Source organism: Lentzea miocenica, assembly GCF_033949945.1.
GTDB classification, from domain to species: Bacteria; Actinomycetota; Actinomycetes; order Mycobacteriales; family Pseudonocardiaceae; genus Lentzea; species Lentzea miocenica.
Genome location: NZ_JAXAVW010000003.1, coordinates 77,925 through 99,954 on the forward strand (window position 1 = coordinate 77,925; position 22,030 = coordinate 99,954).

A 22,030-nucleotide genomic window follows, 5' to 3' on the forward strand; every position below is an offset into this window, starting at 1 on the left:
TTCAGTTCCTGGGCCGCGGAATCGCGACGGACGTGTAGGTCGTCTGCGGCGCGGCCTCGGTGGTGAACCTGCCGTTGATCACGTACAGCAGGTCCTCGTGCAGGGCGAGCGAGCTGGGGATGTCGAACCGGGGATCGCTCACCCGGCGCAGCACCTTGCCGACCGTGCCCTCGTGGTTGAGCCGCAGGAGCACGACCTCGTTGCGCACGCCCATCGCCACGTACAGCAGGTCGCCGTCGAGCACCATGCCGTCGCAGTCCATCAGGTCCTCGCCGCCCAGGTCGACGCTCGTGGCGCGGCCGGTCGTGGTGTCCACGTGGAACAGCCCGCCGGTGTTGGACTGGTTGACGAGCAACGCCGTGCCGTCCGGGGTGCGGCAGATGCCGTTGGCGTTGAAGCCCTGCTCCAGGTACCGAATGTCCCCGGTGAGATCCAGCTGTTCGACCTGCTCGGGTTCCGGCAGCTCGCCGTTGCCGCCCAGCGGCAGCTTCCACAGCACCGGCAGGATCGAGTCGGTGGCCCACGCGGCCGTCGGGGTCAGCGCGAAGTCGTTGACCAGGCCGGCGAGCGGGTAGGACGCCAGCGTGGCACCGGAGGCGGCGTGGATCACGTGGGCGTCGCCGGCGAAGCCGCCCGCGATGAACAACCGCCCGCGGCGATCTATCTTCACGCCGGCCGCGGCGGTGCCCGGTCCGGTGTGGACGGTCTTCCCCTCGCCGGTGATCAGGTCCGCGCGGTAGATGGACCCGTCGGCCAGCGAACCGAAGTACGCGTACGGACCGGGCCCGATCGTCATCGACTCAGGCCGGAATCCGTCCGGCAGCGCGATCGTCGTCATACCCGCCAGAAAACCGCAGCGTGCTCTAGGTTTGCTCGAACGCCACAGCGTGTTCCGCGCCCGGCGCGGCGAACTCCAGCAGCCGGCGGCCCTCGGCCTCGACCTGAGCGCTGTCGCGTTTGAGCAGCCGCTGGTACGGCGCCACCAACAGGGTTGCGGCCTGCTTCTTCTTCTCGATCTTCCAGGTGCCGCTGACGAACCCGTCGACGGTGAAGCCGCCGCGGGTCGAGGAACCGTTGAAGCCGGGGGAGATGATCCTCGTGCGGTCGGCGTGCGACAGGGCGATGTTGTCGAACTCCGGCAGGAACCGCGGTGGCGCCGGGGTGTCCTCGTCCGGCCGCGGCGAGTCCTCGTGGTCGAAGAGCGTCTTGCCGTTCTCGTCGCTGAACCGCCGCAGCGGCAGCCGTTCGACCACCTCTGCGAGCCGGGTCAGGCCGGACCAGGTCTGGACGTCCTGGATGCTCGCCGGCCCGAACGCCCTGAAGTAGCGGGACACCACCTCGGTGAGCGACGGTTCCGGCAGGGATTCGCTGCCGAGCCAGGTTTTCAGCGTGGCGTGGGCGCCACGGCCCGGTGCGAGGCCCCAGACGCCCCGTGGCGGGATCTGGGCGAGCGGGACGAGCAGTTGCACCGCGTAAGCCAGCGCGGTCGCCTGGTGGCCCGTCCAGCGCTCTTTCAGCAGTTTGCCGAGATCTTCGCGCGTGCGCGGTTCCTCTTCGAGGATCTCGCGGCCGCGTTGTGCCAGTTCGGCCGGGTCGATGCCCTCGATCTGCTTTCCGTTGTGGCCGGTGAAGTTCGTGCGGTCCAGCACGGGTTTCAGCAACGGCCGCAACAGGAGCGCGTCACGGGCGCTCACGAGGTGAATGGTGGCCCTCATCAGCACGAGACGGACCGTCGCGCGGCTCTCCAGGGTGGTGGCGAGGTCCGCGGGCTGAAAGTGGCTGATACGCGACCACAGGCCCACGTACGGCGAGAGCGGGACCTGGGACTGCATTCCCACCAGGTGTTCCACGACCTCGAACGGGGTCCTCCCGGTGCGTTCCAGGAGGAACTGCCGGGCCAGCAGTGCCCGGTTGAGCTGTCGTGCGCTGAGCTTCACCCGACCACGAACTCCCGCGTCGTCGCGTCCGGCGCCGCGAACCGCAACAGCGCGTCGGCCTCCTGCCCGACCGCCTTCAGGTCCTTTTTGGACAGCGGCTTGAACAGGGTCAGCGTGAGGGTCGCGGTCTTCTTCTGCTCCTTGAGCTTCCACATCCCGCGCACGAACCCGTCGACCAGCAGCGTGGCCGCGATGCCCGCACCGACGCACACCCTCTTGCGGATGTCGTCGTCCATCACGCGAGTGCGGTCGAAGTGCGACACCATCAGGTTGTCGTACTCGGGCAGGAACCTCACGGGCGCCGGCGTGTCACCGTCCGGCCGCGGCGCGTCCCGCAGGTCGTAGAGCTCCTGGCCGGTGTCCGAGACGAGGACCTCCAGCTCGGCGCCCATGTCCTTGAACACCTTGGCCATGAACGTGAGCCCGGAGAACGCCTGGAGGTCCTTGACCGTGGCCGGCCCGTACGCGGCGAGGTAGCGGCGCACCAACAGCTTCGGGTCCGGATCCTTCGTGAGCTTCTGGTCCAGGAACGGTTCCGCGAGCGTCGACGGCACCGAACCGCCCTTGCCCCACGGCGGCACGTGCACCAGCGGCACCAGGTACTGCACGGAGTAGGCCAGCGACAGGGGATCGCGGCCGGGGAACTTCTCACTCATCGCCTCACGCAGCTGAACCTGCGTGAGCGCCTTCCCGTTCAGCAGCTTGCGGCCGTGCTGCGCGATCTCACCGAGGTCCATGCCCTCGGTCTGGCGGCCGAAGAACCCCTTCTGCGCACGGTTGAGCACCGGTTGGAGCAACGGCCGCAACCACAACAGATCCGCCGTGGTCACGAGGTGCATGGTGTAGCGCATGAGCGACGACCGCACGATCTGACGGTCCAGGATGAGCTTCGACAACTCGTCGCGGTCGAACGAGTTCAGCCTCGCCCACAGCCCGACGTAGGGCGGGAACGGCAGCTGCGCCTGCAGCCCGACGAGCTGCTCGGTGGCTTCGAGCACGCCCATGTCGTGACGCTGCAGCAGAAGTTGGCGCGCGAGGGTCGCTCGGTTGATCGCGCGGCGGTCCAGCACGGGGAAGGCCTCTCTGTAAAACGCGGAAACGCGGCCGTCACCGGAGGCTACCTCTCCATCCGGTGACGACCGCTTCTGAAGCGAGGGTGCGGATCAGGCCGCGTCGCCCTCAAGACGTGCGCGGAACCACGACATGAACAGGTGGTCGGTGCCCGCGGTGAGGTCCTGGCCGCCGTCGATCGTGATGATCTGGCCGGTGACCCAGGAGCTGGCGGGGCTGGCGAGCTGGACGATCCACGGCGTGATGTCCTCGACCGTGCCGGTGCGGCCCAGCGGCATGATGTCCGCCAGCGTCGCGAAGATGCCGTCGGTCTCCTCCTCGTTGAGCCCGTTGGCCGCGTAGACCTCGGTGCGCACGCCGGCCGGGGCGACGGCGTTGACCCGGATCCCGAGCGGGGCCAGCTCGCGCGCCCACGTCAGCGTCAGGCTGTGCATGCCGGCCTTGCTGGCGGCGTACAGGGCGGCGCCGGGCTCGGGGTTGTGGCCCGCGACCGAGGAGACGAACACGATGTTGCCGCCCGGCTTGGCCAGGTACTGGTACAGCGCGCCGGTGAGGCGGACCGGGCCGAGCAGGTTGATGTTGAGCAGCTCGTTGCTGGCCTTCTCGTCGAAGTACTCGGCGAGCGTGTTGCGGAAGATGCCGGCGTTGTGCACGAGCACGTCCAGCTTGGCGCCGTTGGTCTCGACGGCGTCGGCGACGGCCTGCGCGCCTTCCGCCGTGGTGACGTCGGCGGCGACGGGAACGATGTTCTCGTGCAGCTCGGCGACCTCGTCCAGCCGCTCCTTGCGGCGGCCGGTGATGATCACACTCGCCGCGCCGAGCTTCGCGAACTCGACGGCGGCGTGCTTGCCGATTCCGGTGCCACCACCGGTGACGACGACTCGCTGGCCTTCAAACGGCTGGTCGGACATGGTCTGGTTCCTTTCGAAATGCCACCGGGTGTCGCATACATCCAGCCAAATCGGGCTGGTATCCCACTCGAACCGTGCTCAGGCCACCCGGAGGCGGCTCCAAGCTGTAGTCGGTCCCGCTGGAGCCGCGCTCAAGCCGCCCAGGAGGGCTTCGCGTCGATCTCCAGAACCGCGCAGCCCCAGCTGTAGCCGGCGCCCACGCCGAACAGCACGACCCGCTGCCCCGGCCGGGCCCTGCCGGTGTCGACCAGGTGGCCGAGCCCGGCGAACTGGTCGCCCGCGCCGAGGTGCCCGATCGTGCGGCTCCACTCCCACGTCGTGCGCGCGGGGTCGATGTCATAGGGCCGCAGGTAGTTCACGTCGAGGCGGCGCCTGCCGAAGTGCGGCAGCACCACCCAGTCCGCGTCACCGAGCTTCATGTCCGCGTCCGCCAGGGCCTCCTCGACCGCGGCGGCCTGGCCCGCGTTCGCCCTGTTGATGCCGAACGACAGCCCGTACTGCTTCGCGAACGCGTGCTTGGCGGCCTCGAAGTCCACCGGCATGCGGTGCGAGAACGGCGCCAGCCCCATCGGCTCGTCGCCCCGGTGCAACGGCTCCAGATCGGAATCAGCGTTGATGGCCAATGAAAGCAGCCGCGCGTACCCGCCTCGCCTGGACAGCACCACCGCGCTCGCGCCGTCGGCGTAGGGCGTGCCGGGGTCGGTGCGCCACCGGTCGATGCCGGGCAGGCAGAACCGGTCGGCCGTGGTCAGCAGCGCGTCCTTGCCGGGGCTCAGGTAGCGCACGGCGAGGTCCAGCGCCGCCATGCCGCCGTTGGACATCTGCCTGATCTCCAGTGCCAGGCAGCTGTTGCGGACGGTCTCGCGCTGGATGTAGCTGCCGACCGGCCACAGGTCCTGGCCCTGGTGGTAGGTCGTGGCGTGCAGGATGAGCTCGACGTCGTCACCGGTGCTGCCGGCCCTCGCCAGCGCCTGCTGGGCCGCCCTGACGCCCATCTCGGCCGCCGACTCGTCGGGGGAGTAGGCGACGCTGGTGACGTCCGTGCGCGCGACCAGCTTCGGTTCGCACTCGCCGGAGTCGATGGCGTCCTGCACGTTCAGCGTCGCGGGGAGACGGATCCCGTTGCCCCGCACGTAGATGCCGTCGACGCGCACTCAGGCCTCCTTCAGCGCACGGGCGACCCGCACGACCCGGTCGGCCTGCACACGGGCGGACTGCAGCGCGATCTCGCTCACCGGCTTGCTGTCCGAGCCGAGCACGTGGGAGGTGCCGTAAGGGTTCTCGTTCAGCCCCGGCGGCACGATGATGCCGCCGAAGTGGCACACCATGTTGTAGATGGAGACGATCGTGGTCTCCATGCCGCCGTGCGTGCTGCCACCGGAGGTGAAAGCGCTGTACACCTTGCTCGACAGGCGTCCCTGGAACCACGCGGGCCCCAGCGTGTCGATGAACTGCTTGAGCTGCGCCGACATGTTGCCGAACCGCGTGGGCGTCCCGAACACGACCGCGTCGGCCCACAGGACGTCGTCCACCTGGGCGATCGGCACGTCCTCGGTGGCCTTGAGGTGGTCCGCCCAGGCCGGTCGCGAGTCCACGACGGTCTGGGGTGCGAGTTCGGCCGCCCTGACGAGCCTGACCTCGGCTCCCGCCTTCTCCGCCGTCTCGGCGATCTCGGTGGCGATGCGGTGGATCGTCCCGGTGGACGAGTAGTAGACAACGGTGACGTTGACGCTGCGTTCCATGGCGGGATCCCTTTCGCAGGCAGGTCCCCACCACCGTTGCCGGTACACCTCGACGCGGCGTCGAGCGCGGCCTGAACGCCGAGAGATATGGTGTCTTGCCGGAGGGGCGTAATGATCAGGGTTCTGCTGGCCGAGGACATGCACATGGTGCGCGGTGCCCTCATCGCGCTCCTCAACCTCGAACCGGACATCGAAGTGGTCGCCGAGGTGAGCTCGGGGGACAAGATCGTGCCGATGGCGCGGCAACACCGGCCCGACGTCGCGGTGATCGACATCGACCTGCCGATCCTCGACGGCCTCAGCGCGGCCGCGAAGATCCGGGAGACGATGCCGTCGGTCCGCACGTTGATGCTGACGTCGCTGGGCCGCCCCGGCACGCTGCGCAAGGCGCTGGCGGCCCGCGTGGACGGCTTCCTGCTCAAGGACGCCCCACCGGGCCAGCTGGCCGGTGCGATCCGCGACGTGGCGGCCGGCAAGCGGGTGGTCGACTCGCAGCTGGCGCTCGCGGCCTGGGACCGGGGGGAGTGCCCGCTGACGGACCGCGAACTGGAGGTGCTGCGCCTCGCCGCGGCCGGTTCGGACGCGCCGGAGATCGCGGTCGCCCTGTCGTTGTCGACGGGGACCATCCGCAACTACATGACGACCATCATCACCAAGCTGAACGGCCGCAACCGGGTCGACGCCATCCGCATCGCGGACGAGGCCGGCTGGATCTGAGCCCGCACCCCGCCGAACGGGCAGACATCGGAGTCAGCCGAGCGGGATCTCGGCGTGCAGCCGGAACGTGCGCTCGGACGTGGGACCGGCGTCGAGGCTGCCCCCGAGCGCGCAGACGCGGGTGGTGAGGTTGCCGATGCCGCTGCCGCCGTTGCGGGAGTTCCGCTCCGTCACGGCGAGCCCGTCGTTGATGATGTCCATCGTCACCAGCCGCGGTGAACTGGACAGCACGATCTCGCAGCGCTCCGCCTTGCTGTGCCGCAGCAGGTTCGTCACGCCCTCGCGGAGCACCGTCGCCAGCGTCACCCGCACGTCCGTGGGCAGCTCGTCGCACGCGTCGATGCGCACGGTCACCTCGATGTCGGCCGCGGACAGCAGCGCCTGCGCCGACTGGGTCTCCTCGTTCAACGAGAGCTCGCGGTAGCTCAACGCCACCGACCGCACGTCCGCCAGCGCCTGCCGGGAGATGTCCAGCACCTCGGTGAGCTCCTGTCTCGCCCGGCCGGGGTCGATCGTCAGCAGCCGGTGCGTGAGCTCGCTCTTCAACGTGATCGCGGACAGGCTGTACCCGAGCAGGTCGTGCAGGTCGCGGGCGAACCGCAACCTCTCCTGCGTCACCGCCGCCGTGGCCAGCTCCTCACGCGCCTCGTGCAGCTCGGTCACCATGGACCGCAGCCGGGTCAGCGCGTACAGCACCAGGCCGTGGTTCGTCGCCGCCATCACGCCGTACGCGACGTCGATCGGCGGGTAGTCGAACAGGGCCTGGATGACGCCCTGCCCGGCGACGACCGCCACGAACCCGGCCCAGCCGACCCACCGGGGCAGGATCACCGCGGCGGCGCCGGCGAGGAAGCCGGGCACACCGCCGAGGTAGGGGTTCTGGAACACGAACTGGGGCACGTAGACGCAGACGGCCAGCCCCGCCAGCGTCGCGTAGCCGAGCATCGGGTTCAGCCGGGTGTGCGGCCGGCTGACGACGGTCAGCACCAGCAGGGCGATCACCGCGCTGCTCGCCGCGCAGGCCGCGAGCCCGGCGGGCCCGACCGCGTGGTTGTACGACGCCAGCATCGGCGCCATGAAGGCGTACCCGATCACCACCGCCGTGAGCAGCACCTGCGCGAACCGCGTCGCGATCGGGGTACCGGCCGGCCGCGGGTCGCCCGCCGGTTCCGCGGGCGCCGGTTCGGCCGGCACCTCGGCGTACAGCCGGTAGGTGCCGTCGGGGGAGGACTGGGCGAGCAGTGCACCGCCGACGGCGCTCGTGCGGGTCGCGAGGTTGGTGAGACCGCTGCCCCGCTCGACACTGGCCTCGGCAGGCGCACCGTCGTTGACCACCTCGATGGACACCGTAGGGCCGGTGCCGCGGACGGTGATCGAGCAGCGGGTGGCCTCGCTGTGGCGCAGGAGGTTCGTGACGCCCTCGCGCAGGACCGTCGCGAGCGTGGTCCGCGACCGGGGGGAGAGCTCGGCGCAGTCCGCCTCGATCGTGGCCTCGACCCCCGCCGCGGTGAGCACGGAGCGCGCCGACTCGATCTCGTCCGCCAGCGACAGCTCGCGGTAGCTCGACGCCACCGCACGAACGTCCGTCAGGGCTTCGCGGGCGATGCCGAGGATCTCGGCCAGCTCGCGCGAGGCGCGTTCGGTGTGCTCGCTGACCAGCTTGCGGGCCAGCTCCACCTTCAGCGTGATCGCGGAGAGGCTGAACCCGAGCAGGTCGTGCAGGTCACGGGCGAACCGCAGCCGTTCCTGCGACACCGCGAGGTCGGCGAGCTCCGATCTGGCGGTCTCCAGCTGCTTGACCAGCGAGGGCAACCGCGACAGGCCGTAGACGACCAGGCCGGCGACCAGTGACGCCGCCACGGCGTAGGCCAGCAGGCCGACCGGAACACCGTCCCCCGCCTTGGTCGCGGCGTTGGCCAGCGCCACCCCGACGAACACGAACCACCGCACCCGGCCGGGCAGCACGAGCAGGGCGCTGCCCGCGAGGAAACCGGGCATGCCTCCCCACGCGTAGGCGAAGAACGGCACCGGTGCGAACACCAGCAGCGCCATCGCGCCCAGGGCCAGGTACGCCTTGGTCGACCGCAGGTTCGCACTGGGCCGGGAGAACACCCCCAGCTGCAGGTACCCGATCGCGACCAGACAGGCCAGCGAGCTCACGATCCGCACGGGCGTGGCACCGGCCTGCAGGACGAAGATGAAGGCGTTGCCGAGGTAGTTGGCGAACACCACGCTGATCACGACATACGCCAACCGGCGGGACACCGATGAGCGTTCCTGTCGCAGCGTCACAGCAGCAGCTCCCACGCGAGGGTCGGGACGCGGCCATGATACGGGCGCTTCCTGGGAAGTCTCGCGTTTTGCGATCCGCGATCGGAGCAACATGGCGATGGCTCAACACCTCTGGACGACGACGAGTCCGGCTCCCGCCAGATAGGCGACCACATCTCCGACCAGCGTCTTCTCCACCTGCAACGCTTCCGCCACCTGGGCGATCGTGCTCTCGGTGTGCAGCAACGACTTCGCGATCTCGGTGGCCGGGGCGCTGTGCAGGATCACCTGATAGGCGAGTCCCGGGCACGCCAGTGCCTGGTCGCCGTTGAGCCGCTCGATCTCGGTGCGCGGCCTCATGGAGACGATGTCGTGGTCTTCGACGTGCGGCAGTGCGAACACCGCGTCCCGGGTGACCGCCACGACCGACAGGATCGGCCCGGCACCGTCGTTCAGCCCGAGTGACGGCACGACACAACCACCCAGCTGGTCGAGCGTGTTCTTGAGCTTGCGCCAGATCAGGCACGGGCCGGATCCGGTCTTCCACCTCACGAAGTTCTCGTGCAGCGCGGAGATGTTCTCCAGCGCCACCGGGCCCAGGCTCATCCGGTGCAGCGCCTCGCGCACGAGCGGGCTCGTGTCGGCGATCTCGACCGCACCCCACCTGCCGTGCACGGTCAGGTGCTCCAAGCCCTCGTCGACGACGGCGTCCTCCAGCAACGACCACAGCGGCCGGCCGACCGGGATGTGCGACTGCGTGGGCACCACGGCGCCTCCGCTCTGACAGGTGAGCATCACATGAACAACGGGATCGGGTTGAGCTCTTCGTACCTTCTGGGCCTGGCCAGTCGACCCAGTTGTACCGGCACCTCGTAGAGGCGCCCTTGAGCGAGTCTCGACCAGAAGTGCCGCAGCCCCGGCACGACCACCCGGACGACCGGGAGCCCGACGTCGGGCCGCGTCTGGTCCAGCACCAGCACCTCCATGCCTTTGGCCTCCAGCGTGCTCTGGATGTCACGGATGTCGTCGGCCAGGTCGGCGCGGTGGACGTACCCGTGGTGGAACACGTCGTGGGCGGGCACCGACGGGTCGGGTGCCAGCCAGGGGTGTTCGGCGAGCCGGACGGTCTCCATCCAGCGCCGCATGTCGACGTCGAGCAGGGACAGGTCCACCGGCTCGCACATCGAGGGCATGCACTGGTTCAGCTCGGCGAGGGCGCGCCGGGCCGCGATGCGCGGGTCCAGGTGCGCGCCGCAGCCGAACATGATGTCCTCGCGCGGCCCGTCGCCGGTGCGGCGGGACACGGCCACCATCGTCGGAACGCCGAGATCCGCGGTGACGTCGAGGAGCCACACCTCACGGCCGAGAGCCGCGTGCACGTCGCGGAGCTCACTGATCCACGGGTCGTGGAACGAGTCCATGTCCATGCCGGGCACCGGTGTGCGGTTGTACCACCAGATGGCGACCGCGTCCCGTTCGACGAGCTCCAGCAGCCCCTGCAGCACCGCGTCCTCCAGGCTGCTGCCCGCGGCGCAGCCGTTGGAGTCCGACGCGACGCTGGGAGGGCAGGGAACGCCGAAGTAGAGCATGCCGGTGGGCAGGAGCTTGTGCCGTTGCTCGGTGAGCGACCACAGCGGGGACCAGTCCATCACCTCGTCCTCGTCGAACGGGGTGGTGACGTGCTGGAACGCCGAGTGGTCCGCGTTCCACGCCGCGCGGTCCGCGAACTGGCGCGGGTGGTACTGCTGCACGGTGCCGGGGTGGATGGCGAGGTCGCCGAGCGAGGAGTAGCTGCCACTCACCCGCGCCTCTTCGCCGAAGAAGGTGCCGCAGCGTCGTTCGACGGCCTCGCAGAGCGCGCCGACCTGGGCGTCGAGCGGCGTGACGCCCTTGCCCCCGGTGTCGGCCCGCAGTGACGAACGCAGTCCTTCGACGCCCTCGCCCGCGGCCGCGACGTTCGAGCCGGACACGAACGAGTTGAAGAACGCCGGCCCGCGACCGTTCCGGCGGATCTCCCGCACGACGCCGGTGACCGGCCCGATGAGGTGCCGGTAGGTGTCGAGCACCTCCTGCGGGGACGACGACCGGTGGCCGCCGCCCTCGCAGGAACGCTTCATCCGGCTCGTGAGCTCGACCGGCTCGAACGCTCTGCGCGCGACGATTCCGGGGTCGCCGCAACCGTGGCACTGCGGACGGCGCCGCACCTCGTGCTGGGTGACGTTCATGGTGAGGCTGTCGTAGTTCCAGATACCGCGCTGCGTCTCGTGGCGGATCCCGGCGAGCCACTTGGTCGCCTCGACCGACGCGATGTCCAGCGCTGTCGCCTGCAACGACGGCAGCCCGATCGCGGGGCGCGGTGCCGGGCCGCTCTGCCCGCACCGCGCTCGCACGTGCGCCTCCGCCTTCCGGTTGGCCGACAGGCGGATGGCCAGGCACCGCCAGCAGGGACCGTCGCCGGGGGTGAAGAACGGACCGACGCACACCTGCGCGCCGACCGGCTTGACCAGCAACCACGGCGTGCCGGCGGCCCGATGGGCGGCGTCGATGTCGCGGAGTTCGGGAGCCAGGTAGTCCGCACACGCCACGACCGTGAGGTCACCACTCCCCGAGGTGACCGTGAGTCCGTTGCGGTGCAAGGCTTCCACGAGCGCGTTGCGATCGACGTCGCCGATCGCGACGACGGAGACGAGCGACGTCGTTGTCGCCGCCACCGCGTCCGCGGGGTCGAGACCCGCCGCGTCCCAGTACGCGAGCGAGGCCTCGGTGGTGGCCGAACCGTCCTCCGTGCCCCGGCTGCCGATCAGTCCCGCCGCGGCGAGGCGCTTGAGCATGCGCGTCACCTTGTCGGCGGTCAGGTCGGCTGGAACGTCGCGCAGCAGTGCGGCGAGATCGCGGGTGCCGTCGAGCAACGGCGCGAGCGATTCCACGTGGGTGCCTGCTATCGCCGTGACTCCGGATTCCCCGAAGAGGTAGACGGCTTCACCCTGCACTATCTGCGGCCGGAGGTGTCGTTTGAACCCGATGCGTTGCTCGCCCGGTTCAGCCAGTTCGGGTCTCATGCCGCGAGGACCTCTTCTTGCACCTCGAAGCGAGTGCCGGGCGAGGTCCAGCCGCAGCCCGTGGCGATCCACGTCCAGTCGGAAGTGACCTCACGATCGAACTGGTAGATCCTCATGTCGTCGGAGTCGTCGATGGCGGTGGTGACGGAAGACAGGTGCTCCACGGTGACGGTGGGGTACATGTTCATCTCCGATGTTTGCGAGTCATTTGTTGTGGGTAATCATGCGGATCCGCGGTAATGGGCCGCTAGTTACCGGCTAACGCGCATCGGTATGAAGTTTTCATACCCGGCGCGGGCAGAACTCACCTGACATCGATGGCCTGTGCACTAACGCGCCTTCGTTGGGCCGAGCAGACTAATGGTGTGCTTGGAACCGAAGGAGGGGTTGCGATGCAGATCAAGGTCCTGGGGCCGGTCGAGGCCAAGGTGAACGGTCGCTCGGTGACTCCGTCGGCGGCCAAGCCGCGGCAGATCCTGGCGCTGCTCGCCCTGCACTCCGGCTCGGTGGTGTCCGTGCCGACGCTGATCGAGGAGCTGTGGGACGACCGCCCGCCGCGCAGCGCACGCACCACGTTGCAGACCTACATCCTGCAGCTGCGCCGGTTGATCGGCGACGCGCTGGCCGCGTCGGACGAGAACGGCGCCAAGGAAGTGCTCGTCACCCGCTACGGCGGGTACCTGCTCGACGTGCCGGAGGAGGCCGTCGACGTGCACGAGTTCGACCGCCTCGCCCGCGCGGGGCAGAACGCCTACGAGGCCGACGACTACGCGGCCGCGTCCCGGCTGCTGCGCTCGGCGCTGGAGATCTGGCGCGGGCCCGCCGTCGTCGACGTCCGTCCTGGCATGCCGCTCGGCGTCGAGGTCGTGCGCCTGGAGGAGGCCCGGCTCGGCGCGCTGGAGACGCGCATCGAGGCGGAGATGCGGATGGGCAAGCACAAGTCGCTGCTCAGCGAGCTCGCCGTGCTGACCGTGCAGCATCCGATGAACGAGCACCTGTGTGCGCAGTACATGATCTCGTTGTTCCGCGCGGGACGGCAGTGGCAGGCCCTGGACGCGTTCAGGGGGCTGCGGCGCACGCTCGTCGACGAGCTCGGTGTCGAGCCGTCGGCACGCCTGCAGCAGCTGCAGCACGCGATCGTCACGTCCGACCCGCGTCTGGACCGAGCGGAAGCCCGTCAGCTGCAAGGACTTCTGGCCTGAGAAATACTCCAGCGGCCCCCGCCACACTGTGGCGGGGGCCGTTTTTCGTTGTGCGGCAAGGATTTTCCGACGGCATGTTCGAGGAAACCTCCACTGGACTACCAGTGCGCCCTGGCAACCTCACTACGTGGGCGAGCGGAAACGCCCGGTGAGGAAAGGAAAAAGCCGTGAGCGCACTGACCATCGAGGGTCTCAAGGAGATTCTCAACGAGGCCGCCGGCGAGGACGACTCGTTCAAGGCCGGCCAGGACATTCTCGACACTCCGTTCCTCGAGCTGGGCTTCGACTCGCTGGCCCTGCTGGAGACGGTGGCGCTGATCAAGCGCAAGTACGGCGTCGGTGTCGGCGACGACGAACTCGCGGACATCGAGACCCCGCGCGAACTGCTGACCAAGGTCAACGGCAGCCTCGCGGCCTGACCGCCGGCGAGCCGAGAACGGAGACACGGGGACATGACGCACACCACCACGCACACGGTCATGATCGGTGCTCCCGCCAAGGTGGTGTACGACCTGATCGCGGACGTGACGCGCTGGCCGTACACCTTCGGACCCACGGTGCACGCCGAGGTGTTCGAGACCGAGGGATCCACCGAGCGGCTGCGGCTGCACGCCTTCGCCAACGGCGACGTGCGCACGTGGACGTCTCGCCGTGAGCTGGACTCGGCGAACCTGCACGTCAAGTTCGAGCAGGAACGTTCGGCCGCACCGGTGAAGTCGATGGGAGGGGAGTGGCGCATCGTGCCGATCGCCGACTCGGCCACCCGCGTCGACCTCCTGCACCACTTCACGACGGCGCAGCCGGAGGCCGTCGAGCTGGTTCTCAACGCGGTGAACAACAACAGCGACGCCGAGCTCGCGGCGCTCAAGCGCGCCGCCGAGCTCGGCGACGACTACGACCAGCTGGTGCTGAAGTTCTCGGACAGCATCACGATCCATGCGACCCGCAAGGACGTCTACGAGTTCCTGTACCGGTCGGACCTGTGGCCGCAGCGGCTGCCGCACGTCGCCCGGCTGGACCTCACCGAGGCCGTCACCGGCGTGCAGTCCATGGAGATGGACACGCGCAGCCCGGACGGGTCGATCCACACGACGCACTCCGTGCGGGTGTGCACGCCGTTCGACACGATCGTCTACAAGCAGACCAGGACGCCGCCGATCATGGCGGCCCACGTCGGCCGGTGGACGTTGCGGGACATCGGTGACGGCATCGAGGCGGGCGTCGAAGCCACCTCGCACCACACCGTCGTCATCCGGCCGGAGGTCGTGACGGAGGTGCTCGGCGCGGACGGCACGGTCGAGCGCGCACGCGAGCTGATCCGGCACGCGTTGGGCACCAACAGCCTCACGACCCTGCGGCACGCCAAGGAGTTCGCCGAGAACGGCTGATCTGCCGGCCCGCGTGCGGGCCTGACGAGGTGAGGTGGTGGGCGATGGGGTTGGCCGGAGTTGATCTGCTGACCGCCGCGGCCCGTGCCGCGAGCCGCAACGGGCTCTACGTGGTGTCGATGTACCTGGAGAAGGCAGCGGTCGAGCATCAGCGCAAGGGATGTCCGTCTTCCGAGGTGGCGCCCTGTGCCTACGAGATCGAGGCCTCCCGCGTACTGCTGTCGGGGTTCTAGATGGAGCTCTACGACATCTCGCTGAGGGGAACCAAACCGGGCCGCACCGGTCTGTCGATCACCGACAGGCTGGTCGCGGCGCGGCGCCTCGACGCGCTCGGCGTGACGTTCGTCGACGGAGGCCGGCCGGGCCGGTGGTTCTATCACCGCGCCGCGATCGAACTCCGTCTGCGGGCCGCCACCCTCATCGCTTCCGGTGGTGCGGAGGACCTCGCCGCACTGCTCGCCGCGGAAACCCCCGCGGTGACCGTAGTTGTTCAAGGGCACGGCTTTTCGGTCCTCAGAGAAGCCGTGCGTCAACTCGTGCGCGCCGAACGGCGAGTGATCGTCGAGGCGCGGGACTTCTTCGACGGCTGGGTGATCGACCCCGAGCACGCGCTCGAGGTCGTGCTCACGGCCGCCGAGGCAGGGGCGGAAACCGTGTTGCTGCACGACACAGCGGGTGCCCTGTGGCCAGACCAGATCGGCGAGATCGTCGAGCTGGTCGCGGAAACCGGTGTGCCCCTTGGGTTTGGTTGTCACGACGTCGGCGGTTCGGCGGCGAAACAGCTGTTCGCCGCGGATGCGGGGGCTGGGCTCGTACAGGGGTCCTACGCCGTCGTTCAAGGTGGCCTCGATCGGGTGGATTCACCATCGGTTCATTCGGCAGAAACAGGTATCGCTCCCGTGCCCTGTCCGAGATTGGAGCAGACCGTGTCCGCACAGAAGGCGATTGGAGGTGTCCGATGAGTCGTCGCGCCGTCATCACCGGGGTGGGCGTGGTCGCACCTGGTGGCATCGGAACGAAGGCGTATTGGCAACTGCTGTCCGAAGGGCGTACGGCGACTCGCATCATCACGCACTTCGACGCGTCTCCGTACCGCTCCCGCATGGCGGGGGAAGCAGATTTCGATCCAGTGCGCGAAGGTCTTACGCCGCAGGAGATCCGCCGGCTCGACCGGGCCGCGCAGTTCGCGGTCGTCGCGGGTCGTGAGGCGATGTCGGACTCCGGCATCGAGTTCGACCAGCTCGACCCCGGCCGCATCGGTGTCTCGCTCGGCACCGCCGTCGGCTGCACGACCTCGCTGGAGCGCGAGTTCATCGTCGGCTCCGACCGGGGCAAGTACTGGGAGGTCGACCAGTCCTACGCCGTTCCGCACCTCTACGACTACTTCACGCCGTCCTCGATGGCGACGGAGCTGGCGTGGACGGTCGGCGCGGAAGGCCCGGTCTCCGTGGTCTCCACGGGCTGCACCTCCGGCCTCGACTCGGTGGGTTACGCCGCCGAGCTGATCATGGAGGGCTCCGCGGACGTCGTCGTGACCGGCGGCACCGAGGCTCCGCTCTCCCCGATCACCGTGGTGTGCTTCGACGTCATCCGTGCGTCGAGCACCCGCAACGACGACCCCACCACCGCGTGCCGTCCGTTCGACAAGACCCGCGACGGCCTGGTGCTGGGCGAGGGTTGCGCGATCATCGTGCTCGAGGAGCTGGAGCACGCCCGCGCTCGCGGTGCGCACATCTACGGTGAGGTCGCCGGCTTCGCCTCGCGGTGCAACGCCTACCACATGACGGGTCTGCACCCCGAGGGCATCGAGATGTCCGACGCCATCAACATCGCGCTGAAGCAGGCGCGGGCGGACGCCACGGACGTCGGCTACATCAACGCGCACGGGTCGGGCACCAAGCAGAACGACCTGCACGAGACGGCGGCGTTCAAGCGCAGTCTCGGTGCGCACGCCTACAAGACCCCGGTCTCCGGCTTCAAGTCGATGATCGGGCACTCGCTCGGCGCGATCGGTTCGCTGGAGATCGTCGGCTCGCTGCTGGCGTTCGAGCAGGACCTCATCCCGCCGACGGCGAACCTGCACGAGCAGGACCCCGAGTGCGACCTGGACTACACACCACTGGTCGCGCGTGAGAAGAAGGTCGACACGGTCCTCACCGTGGGCAGTGGTTTCGGTGGATTCCAGAGCGCGATGGTGCTCAAAAAGGTGGAAGGGGCAGGCCGGTGACTCGGGCGGTGGTGACGGGAATCGGCATCGCGTCTCCGAACGGGCTGGGGCCGACCGCGTACTGGCGGGCGACCCTGCAGGGTGAGGCGGCGATCAAGCCGATCACCCGGTTCGACAGCGCGAACTACTGGGCGAAGATCGCCGGTGAGGTGCCTGGCTTCGAGGCAGGGCGGCACCTGCAGGGCCGCCTGCTGCCGCAGACGGACCACATGACGCGGCTGACTCTCGTCGGCACGGACTGGGCGTTGCGTGGTGCGGGTGTGCAGCCCAACGACATCCCGGACACCGACATCGCGGTGATCACCGCGGCGACGGCGGGCGGGTACGAGTTCGGTCAGCGCGAGCTGCAGAAGCTGTGGCACCAGGGCCCCGAGTACGTCTCGGCGTACCAGTCGTTCGCGTGGTTCTACGCGGTCAACACGGGCCAGATCTCCATCCGGCACGGCACACGTGGTCCGGGTGCGGTGGTGGTGTCCGAGCAGGCCGGTGGCATCGACTCCATCGGGCACGCCCGTCGTCAGCTGCGCAAGGGCGTCCAGCTCGCGCTGACCGGCGGCATGGACTCCTCGCTGTGCCCGTGGGCATGGGTGGCGCACCAGGCGTCGGGTTGCCTGTCCCGCAACAACAACCCGAAGCGCGCCTACCTGCCGTTCGACCGCGACGCCTCCGGGTACGTCGCGGGCGAGGGTGGCGCGATCATGGTGCTGGAGACACCGGAGTCGGCCGCCGAGCGGCCCGGCACCAGGGTCTACGGCGAGATCGTCGGGTACGCCTCGACGTTCGACTCGCGGATGCCCTCGCGGGAGCCGGGGCTGAAGCGGGCGGCCGAGCTGGCGTTGCGCGACGCCGGCATGGACGCCTCGGAGATCGACGTGGTGTTCGCCGACGCGGCGGGCATTCCCGAGCTCGACAAGGCCGAGGCCGAGGCGATCAAGGGCATCTTCGGGCCGTACGGCGTGCCGGTGACGGCGCCGAAGACCATGACCGGCCGGCTGTTCGCCGGTGGCGGGTCCCTGGACGTGGCGTCGGCGATCCTCTCCATCTACTGGAGCGCGATCCCGCCGACCGTCAACGTCGAGAACCCGGTGCCGGAGTACGAGATCGACCTCGTGATGAACGAGGCTCGGCACGGCAAGGTCAAGGCCGCTCTGGTGCTCGGGCGCGGCAAGGGCGGGTTCAACTCCGCCATGGTGGTTCGCGAGTACAGGTGATGTCATGCCTCAAGGCCGTGAAGGTGTCTCCTTCACGGCCTTGAGCCGTTTCTGGAGGCGTGTTGTGGACGTAGCACTGATGTTTCCGGGCCAGGGATCGCAGTACCCGCGGATGGCGGCGTCCCTGTACGGCACGGACGCCGTGTTCACCTCGGTGATCGACGAGGTGTTCGAGTTGTTCGGCGAGGTCGGTTCGGTCGCCTGTGAGGACTGGCTGTCCGGCGCCGACGTCGATCACGTGTCGCGCGCGCAGCCGTTGCTGTTCGCGGTCGACTACGCGTTGGGGCGCACGGTTCTGTCGTGGGGCGTCAAGCCGGTCGCGTTGATCGGGCACTCCGCCGGTGAGGTCGTCGCGGCCACGCTGGCCGGTGTTTTCTCGTTGGAGGAAGCCGTTTCGCTGGTGCGGGACCGGGTGGTGTCGGCCGTGTCGATCCCGTCCGGCGGGATGCTGGCGGTGGCGGCGTCCGAGGCCGAACTGCTGCCCTACCTGGCGGGTGACGTGGCGATCGCGGCGGTGAACTCCGCCCGGCAGACGATGCTGGCGGGGTCGGACGAGCCGCTGGCCGCGGTGCGCGCCCGGCTGGAGGCGGACGAGTTCATCGTCGTGACCGTGCCGGCCACCACTCCGTTCCACAGCCCCGCGATGCAGCCCGCCGTGGACGAGGCGCTGGCGGCGTGGAACGTCTCACCGCGGGCGCCGCGGATGCCGGTGTACTCCGGGTACACGGGCACGTTGATGACCGAGCACGACGCGTTGTCCGCGCGGTTCTGGACGCGGCAGCTGACCGACGCCGTCTACTTCGGACCGGCGCTGAACGACCTGCTGGCGATGTACGACGTGCTGCTGGTGGAGGCAGGGCCCGGTCAGACGCTGACGTCGTTCGCCCGCCGCACGAAGGCGGTGCGGCACGGGGCTTCGAAGGTGCTGCCGTTGCTGGACGCCTCCGATTCAGTCGAGGCTGCTCGTGCCCAGCTGGTGTGACGTGTAAAAGGGCCGCCCTCTCCCGGATTTCCGGGGAAGGGCGGCCCTTTGGCGCGCATCTAGTCGATGCCGCGGACGATGTGGTCTTCGGACTCGGGTGGTGTTGTTTCGTTGTTCTCCATACGTTTCAAGGTAGGAGCGGTGATTCAGCTCTCACTTGAGAGGGGGTTGGGAACGAACGTTCGAGCCATCAGTCGTCGAGCAGCGCGACGGCCCTGGTCCAGCCCGCGCCGGCGCCCTTGATCTTGACCGGGAACGCGACGACGGTGAACCCGAAGTCCGGCAACGCCTCCAGGTTGGCGAGGCGTTCGATCTGGCAGTACTCGCGGTCGCGGCCGGCGAAGTGCGCGGGCCACAGCACGCTCTCGTCCTTGGTCGTGAGGTAGCGCTTGACGATGTCCGGGAACGGCGCGTCGAGGCTGAACGCGTCGGTGCCGATCACCTTGACTCCCAGGTCCAGCAGGAAGTTCGTGGCGGGGCCGTCGAGTCCGGTGTAGTCGGTGAAGTAGGTCTGGGTGCCGGCGTGCTCGGCGGCGCCGGTGTCGAGGATGACGACGTCCATCGGCTTCGGCGTGTAGCCGATGCGGGCGAACTCCTTCTCCAGCACCTCGACGCCGATGACGCCGGTGCCGTGGCCGCGGACGTCGAGCTTCACCCCGGGGTTGTGGAACCACTCCAGCGGCATCTCGTCGATGTGGCGGGGGATTCCGTTGCCGTACGTGGTCTTCGAGCCGTAGTGCGACGGCGCGTCGACGTGCGTGCCGGTGTGGGAGGTGAGGCTGATCCGGTCCAGCGTCAGGAACTCGGAGTCCCGCAGCACGGACACGTCGAACTCGATGCCGAGCCGTGCCTTCAGCTGCTCGGCCATGTGTTCCGCACCCTGAGCGGCCGTGAGCACCTCGTGCGTCACCGGGTCCGCTTCGTACGCGGATGCGTCAATGTGGGAAGACAGATCGATGATGCGCATGAACAGAGCTTGGCGGGCGTTCCTTGAGCACGTCTCAAGAGGCGGTGTGCATGGTTTTCCTTGGCCTGACACCGTTTCCCACAGGGAGCCACCTCATGATCACCTTCGTCAACCGCTTCACGCTCACCGGTGACCCCGAGGAGTTCGAGAAGGCCTTCGACGAGACGGCGGCGTTCCTGCGCGAGCAGCCGGGCCTGATCCAGTACACGCTGTCGCGTCAGCTGGACGACCCGGCCTCGTACGTCAACATCGCGTTGTGGGAGAGCGCTGACGCGCTGCGTGCCGCCCTGGCGCACCCGGACTTCGGCAACCACGCCAAGGCGATGCGCGGCCTGGCGGAGTCGTCCGGCGCGATCTTCAGCCCGCGGCTGTCCTTCGAGGCGCAGCCGGGCGAAGGGGCCTGATGAACCCGTTGCAGGGGTTGAAGGTCGTCGAGTTCGGCGGCATCGGCCCCGGTCCGCACGGTGCGATGCTGCTCGCGGACCTCGGCGCGGAGGTCGTGCGCGTCGAGCGTCCGTCCGGCGGTCTGTCCGTGGTGCCGGACGCCTCTCGCGACTTCCTGTTGCGCGGCAGGCGTTCGGTGTCCGCGGATCTGAAGTCCGCGGACGGCCGTGCCGCCGTCCTGGCGCTGATCTCCTCCGCTGACGTGGTGATCGAGGGCTTCCGTCCCGGCGTGCTGGAGCGGCTGGGGCTGGGGCCGTCCGACTGCCTCGCGGTCAACCCCGGGCTGGTCTACGCGCGGATGACCGGCTGGGGCCAGTCCGGTCCGCTGGCCGATCGCGCCGGGCACGACATCAACTACCTGTCGCTGACCGGTGTGCTGCACGCGATCGGCAAGCCGCCGCTGAACCTGGTCGGCGACTTCGGCGGTGGGTCCCTGTACCTGGTGCTGGGCGTGCTGGCGGCGTTGTGGGAACGCCAGCGCACCGGCCTCGGCCAGGTCGTCGACGCGGCGATCGTCGACGGGGTGGCGTCGCTGGCGCAGATGATCTGGTCGATGAAGGCGCAGTCGGTGTGGGAGGACGCGCCGGACGCCAACCTGCTCGACGGCGGGTGCCCGTTCTACTCGTTGTACGAGTGCGCGGACGGCCGTTCGGTCGCCGTGGGCTCGCTGGAACCGCAGTTCTACGCGTTGTTGCTGGCTGGTCTGGGTTTGGCCGCTGACGATCTTCCCGCGCAGATGGACCGTGCTTCGTGGCCGTTGCTGCGCAAGACGCTCGCCGAGGCGTTCCTGACCAGGACCCGTGACGAGTGGTCGGACGTGTTCGCTTCCACCGACGCCTGCGTGACCCCCGTGCTGACTTTGGAAGAGGCCGCCTCGCACCCGCACCTGGTGGCGCGCGGTGTGTTCACCTCCGACGGAGCGGCCGCACCCGCACCACGCTTTTCCTGCGACTAGATTCAGCTTTGTGGAACTGCGAATCTTCACCGAGCCCCAGCAGGGGGCGAGCTACGACGACCTGCTCCGGGTGGCCAGGACGGCGGAGGACGCCGGGTACGGCGCCTTCTTCCGCTCCGACCACTACCTCAGCATGGGGTCGGTCGACGGACTGCCCGGCCCGACGGACCCGTGGATCACCTTCGCCGGCCTCGCCCGCGACACGACGACGATCCGCCTGGGCACGCTGATGACCGCGGCGACGTTCCGCTACCCCGGCCCGCTCGCCATCAGCGTCGCCCAGGTCGACCAGATGTCCGGCGGCCGCGTGGAGTTCGGCATCGGCGCGGGCTGGTACGAGACCGAGCACACCGCGTACGGCATCCCGTTCCCGTCGCTGGGTGAGCGCTTCGAGCGCTACGAGGAGCAGCTCGCGATCATCACCGGCCTGTGGGAGACCCCGGTCGGCGGCACGTTCTCGTTCGAGGGCAAGCACTACACGCTCACGGACTCGCCCGCGCTGCCGAAGCCCGCCCAGGAACGCGTCCCGGTGCTGATCGGCGGCAAGGGTGCCAAGCGCACCCCGGCGCTGGCCGCGTCCTACGCCACCGAGTTCAACCTGCCGTTCGTCGGCATCGACGCCGCGGCCGAGCAGTTCGCCCGCGTCGACGCCGCGTGCGCCGAGATGGGCCGCGACCCGAGCGAGATCATCCGCTCGGCCGCCCTCGTCGCCTGCGTCGGCCGCACCGACGCCGACGTCGCCCGCCGTGCCGCCGCGATCGGCCGCGAGGTCGGCGAGCTCAAGGAGAACGGCATCGCCGGCACCCCGGCCGAGGTCGTCGAGCGCATCGGCACGTGGCGCGAGCGGACCGGCATCCAGCGCGTCTACCTGCAGATCCTGGACCTGGCCGACCTCGACCACCTCACCGAGATCGCCGAGGACGTCGCGCCCCAACTGGACTGACAC

General features: G+C 69.2%; 23 protein-coding genes. 12 read left to right on the forward strand and 11 right to left on the reverse strand.

Translation table 11 applies throughout. The features are described 5' to 3' along the window. Nucleotide 1: 1 nt before the first annotated feature. From SK803_RS04465 to wrbA, 6 genes are all read right to left on the reverse strand, one after another. Nucleotides 2-838 (reverse strand): SMP-30/gluconolactonase/LRE family protein, encoded by an 837-nt coding sequence (locus tag SK803_RS04465; RefSeq protein WP_319964453.1) that lies wholly within the window; start codon nucleotides 836-838, stop codon nucleotides 2-4. A gap of 25 nt (nucleotides 839-863) precedes the next feature. After that, nucleotides 864-1,937 carry a winged helix DNA-binding domain-containing protein gene (locus SK803_RS04470; protein ID WP_319964454.1) on the reverse strand — a complete coding sequence of 358 codons (1,074 nt, stop codon included), beginning with the start codon at nucleotides 1,935-1,937 and terminating at the stop codon, nucleotides 864-866. Then, nucleotides 1,934-2,941, reverse strand: a complete 1,008-nt coding sequence (locus SK803_RS04475; protein WP_319964455.1) for a winged helix DNA-binding domain-containing protein — start codon at nucleotides 2,939-2,941, stop codon at nucleotides 1,934-1,936. Before SK803_RS04475 ends, SK803_RS04470 begins: the two co-directional genes overlap by 4 nt. A gap of 159 nt (nucleotides 2,942-3,100) precedes the next feature. Continuing rightward, nucleotides 3,101-3,919: an SDR family NAD(P)-dependent oxidoreductase gene (locus tag SK803_RS04480; protein WP_319964456.1), complete on the reverse strand. Its 819-nt coding sequence runs from the start codon at nucleotides 3,917-3,919 to the stop codon at nucleotides 3,101-3,103. A gap of 131 nt (nucleotides 3,920-4,050) precedes the next feature. After that, nucleotides 4,051-5,073: a ketoacyl-ACP synthase III family protein gene (locus SK803_RS04485; protein ID WP_319964457.1), complete on the reverse strand. Its 1,023-nt coding sequence runs from the start codon at nucleotides 5,071-5,073 to the stop codon at nucleotides 4,051-4,053. After that, nucleotides 5,074-5,661: an NAD(P)H:quinone oxidoreductase gene (gene wrbA, locus SK803_RS04490; RefSeq protein ID WP_319964458.1), complete on the reverse strand. Its 588-nt coding sequence runs from the start codon at nucleotides 5,659-5,661 to the stop codon at nucleotides 5,074-5,076. A gap of 111 nt (nucleotides 5,662-5,772) precedes the next feature. Between wrbA and SK803_RS04495 the strand changes: the two genes are divergently transcribed. Beyond that, nucleotides 5,773-6,378 carry a response regulator transcription factor gene (locus tag SK803_RS04495; RefSeq protein ID WP_319964459.1) on the forward strand — a complete coding sequence of 202 codons (606 nt, stop codon included), beginning with the start codon at nucleotides 5,773-5,775 and terminating at the stop codon, nucleotides 6,376-6,378. A gap of 33 nt (nucleotides 6,379-6,411) precedes the next feature. Here the strand turns inward: SK803_RS04495 and SK803_RS04500 are convergent, their stop codons facing one another. The 4 genes from SK803_RS04500 to SK803_RS04515 form a co-directional block, all read right to left on the reverse strand. Further along, nucleotides 6,412-8,670, reverse strand: coding sequence for a sensor histidine kinase (locus SK803_RS04500; RefSeq protein ID WP_319964460.1), 2,259 nt, complete (start codon nucleotides 8,668-8,670; stop codon nucleotides 6,412-6,414). Between the two features lie 102 nt (nucleotides 8,671-8,772). Next, nucleotides 8,773-9,417, reverse strand: coding sequence for a hypothetical protein (locus SK803_RS04505; RefSeq protein WP_319964461.1), 645 nt, complete (start codon nucleotides 9,415-9,417; stop codon nucleotides 8,773-8,775). Nucleotides 9,418-9,443: 26 nt separating this feature from the next. Beyond that, nucleotides 9,444-11,708 carry a TOMM precursor leader peptide-binding protein gene (locus tag SK803_RS04510; RefSeq protein ID WP_319964462.1) on the reverse strand — a complete coding sequence of 755 codons (2,265 nt, stop codon included), beginning with the start codon at nucleotides 11,706-11,708 and terminating at the stop codon, nucleotides 9,444-9,446. Further along, the gene (locus tag SK803_RS04515) at nucleotides 11,705-11,890 is read right to left on the reverse strand and encodes a hypothetical protein (protein WP_319964463.1); all 186 of its coding nucleotides are present in this window, start codon (nucleotides 11,888-11,890) and stop codon (nucleotides 11,705-11,707) included. The genes SK803_RS04510 and SK803_RS04515 overlap by 4 nt, the downstream gene beginning before the upstream one ends. A 210-nt stretch (nucleotides 11,891-12,100) precedes the next feature. On the opposite strand from SK803_RS04515, the gene SK803_RS04520 reads away from it, so the two are divergent. The 8 genes from SK803_RS04520 to SK803_RS04555 all read left to right on the forward strand — a co-directional run bounded on the left by SK803_RS04520 (nucleotide 12,101) and on the right by SK803_RS04555 (nucleotide 18,718). Next, nucleotides 12,101-12,910, forward strand: a complete 810-nt coding sequence (locus tag SK803_RS04520; RefSeq protein WP_319964464.1) for an AfsR/SARP family transcriptional regulator — start codon at nucleotides 12,101-12,103, stop codon at nucleotides 12,908-12,910. A 167-nt stretch (nucleotides 12,911-13,077) separates the two neighbouring features. Continuing rightward, complete coding sequence (locus SK803_RS04525; protein WP_319964465.1) at nucleotides 13,078-13,329, forward strand: acyl carrier protein; 252 nt, start codon at nucleotides 13,078-13,080, stop codon at nucleotides 13,327-13,329. Nucleotides 13,330-13,362: 33 nt separating this feature from the next. Next, nucleotides 13,363-14,298, forward strand: coding sequence for an aromatase/cyclase (locus tag SK803_RS04530; RefSeq protein ID WP_319964466.1), 936 nt, complete (start codon nucleotides 13,363-13,365; stop codon nucleotides 14,296-14,298). Between the two features lie 44 nt (nucleotides 14,299-14,342). After that, nucleotides 14,343-14,531: a hypothetical protein gene (locus tag SK803_RS04535; RefSeq protein ID WP_319964467.1), complete on the forward strand. Its 189-nt coding sequence runs from the start codon at nucleotides 14,343-14,345 to the stop codon at nucleotides 14,529-14,531. Next, nucleotides 14,532-15,260 carry a beta/alpha barrel domain-containing protein gene (locus SK803_RS04540; protein WP_319964468.1) on the forward strand — a complete coding sequence of 243 codons (729 nt, stop codon included), beginning with the start codon at nucleotides 14,532-14,534 and terminating at the stop codon, nucleotides 15,258-15,260. Next, on the forward strand, nucleotides 15,257-16,525 hold the full coding sequence (locus SK803_RS04545) for a beta-ketoacyl-[acyl-carrier-protein] synthase family protein (protein WP_319964469.1): 1,269 nt from the start codon (nucleotides 15,257-15,259) through the stop codon (nucleotides 16,523-16,525). Before SK803_RS04540 ends, SK803_RS04545 begins: the two co-directional genes overlap by 4 nt. After that, nucleotides 16,522-17,736: a ketosynthase chain-length factor gene (locus tag SK803_RS04550; RefSeq protein WP_319964470.1), complete on the forward strand. Its 1,215-nt coding sequence runs from the start codon at nucleotides 16,522-16,524 to the stop codon at nucleotides 17,734-17,736. The genes SK803_RS04545 and SK803_RS04550 overlap by 4 nt, the downstream gene beginning before the upstream one ends. A gap of 64 nt (nucleotides 17,737-17,800) precedes the next feature. After that, the gene (locus SK803_RS04555; RefSeq protein WP_319964471.1) at nucleotides 17,801-18,718 is read left to right on the forward strand and encodes an acyltransferase domain-containing protein; all 918 of its coding nucleotides are present in this window, start codon (nucleotides 17,801-17,803) and stop codon (nucleotides 18,716-18,718) included. A gap of 190 nt (nucleotides 18,719-18,908) precedes the next feature. On the opposite strand, the gene SK803_RS04560 is transcribed toward SK803_RS04555, so the two are convergent. Continuing rightward, complete coding sequence (locus tag SK803_RS04560) at nucleotides 18,909-19,685, reverse strand: cyclase family protein (RefSeq protein WP_319964472.1); 777 nt, start codon at nucleotides 19,683-19,685, stop codon at nucleotides 18,909-18,911. Nucleotides 19,686-19,780: 95 nt separating this feature from the next. Here SK803_RS04560 and SK803_RS04565 point away from each other — a divergent pair, with 95 nt between their 5' ends. From SK803_RS04565 to SK803_RS04575, 3 genes are read left to right on the forward strand one after another with little or no spacing between them, the layout of a single operon-like run. Further along, entirely contained in the window at nucleotides 19,781-20,089 is a 309-nt protein-coding gene (locus tag SK803_RS04565; RefSeq protein WP_319964473.1) for an antibiotic biosynthesis monooxygenase family protein, read from the forward strand. Next, nucleotides 20,086-21,084 (forward strand): CaiB/BaiF CoA transferase family protein, encoded by a 999-nt coding sequence (locus SK803_RS04570; protein WP_319964714.1) that lies wholly within the window; start codon nucleotides 20,086-20,088, stop codon nucleotides 21,082-21,084. Before SK803_RS04565 ends, SK803_RS04570 begins: the two co-directional genes overlap by 4 nt. Before the next feature lie 10 nt (nucleotides 21,085-21,094). Next, nucleotides 21,095-22,027 carry an LLM class F420-dependent oxidoreductase gene (locus SK803_RS04575; protein ID WP_319964474.1) on the forward strand — a complete coding sequence of 311 codons (933 nt, stop codon included), beginning with the start codon at nucleotides 21,095-21,097 and terminating at the stop codon, nucleotides 22,025-22,027. Nucleotides 22,028-22,030 lie beyond the last annotated feature (3 nt).

Coding starts and splice junctions, on each gene's coding strand:
- SK803_RS04540 (WP_319964468.1), top strand. CDS start 14,532: ATGGAGCTCTACGACATCTCGCTGAGGGGAACCAAACCGGGCCGCACC.
- SK803_RS04480 (WP_319964456.1), bottom strand. CDS start 3,919: ATGTCCGACCAGCCGTTTGAAGGCCAGCGAGTCGTCGTCACCGGTGGT.
- wrbA (WP_319964458.1), bottom strand. CDS start 5,661: ATGGAACGCAGCGTCAACGTCACCGTTGTCTACTACTCGTCCACCGGG.
- SK803_RS04475 (WP_319964455.1), bottom strand. CDS start 2,941: ATGGGCGTGCTCGAAGCCACCGAGCAGCTCGTCGGGCTGCAGGCGCAG.
- SK803_RS04510 (WP_319964462.1), bottom strand. CDS start 11,708: ATGAGACCCGAACTGGCTGAACCGGGCGAGCAACGCATCGGGTTCAAA.
- SK803_RS04535 (WP_319964467.1), top strand. CDS start 14,343: ATGGGGTTGGCCGGAGTTGATCTGCTGACCGCCGCGGCCCGTGCCGCG.
- SK803_RS04465 (WP_319964453.1), bottom strand. CDS start 838: ATGACGACGATCGCGCTGCCGGACGGATTCCGGCCTGAGTCGATGACG.
- SK803_RS04560 (WP_319964472.1), bottom strand. CDS start 19,685: ATGCGCATCATCGATCTGTCTTCCCACATTGACGCATCCGCGTACGAA.
- SK803_RS04530 (WP_319964466.1), top strand. CDS start 13,363: ATGACGCACACCACCACGCACACGGTCATGATCGGTGCTCCCGCCAAG.
- SK803_RS04495 (WP_319964459.1), top strand. CDS start 5,773: ATGATCAGGGTTCTGCTGGCCGAGGACATGCACATGGTGCGCGGTGCC.
- SK803_RS04520 (WP_319964464.1), top strand. CDS start 12,101: ATGCAGATCAAGGTCCTGGGGCCGGTCGAGGCCAAGGTGAACGGTCGC.
- SK803_RS04545 (WP_319964469.1), top strand. CDS start 15,257: ATGAGTCGTCGCGCCGTCATCACCGGGGTGGGCGTGGTCGCACCTGGT.
- SK803_RS04515 (WP_319964463.1), bottom strand. CDS start 11,890: ATGTACCCCACCGTCACCGTGGAGCACCTGTCTTCCGTCACCACCGCC.
- SK803_RS04565 (WP_319964473.1), top strand. CDS start 19,781: ATGATCACCTTCGTCAACCGCTTCACGCTCACCGGTGACCCCGAGGAG.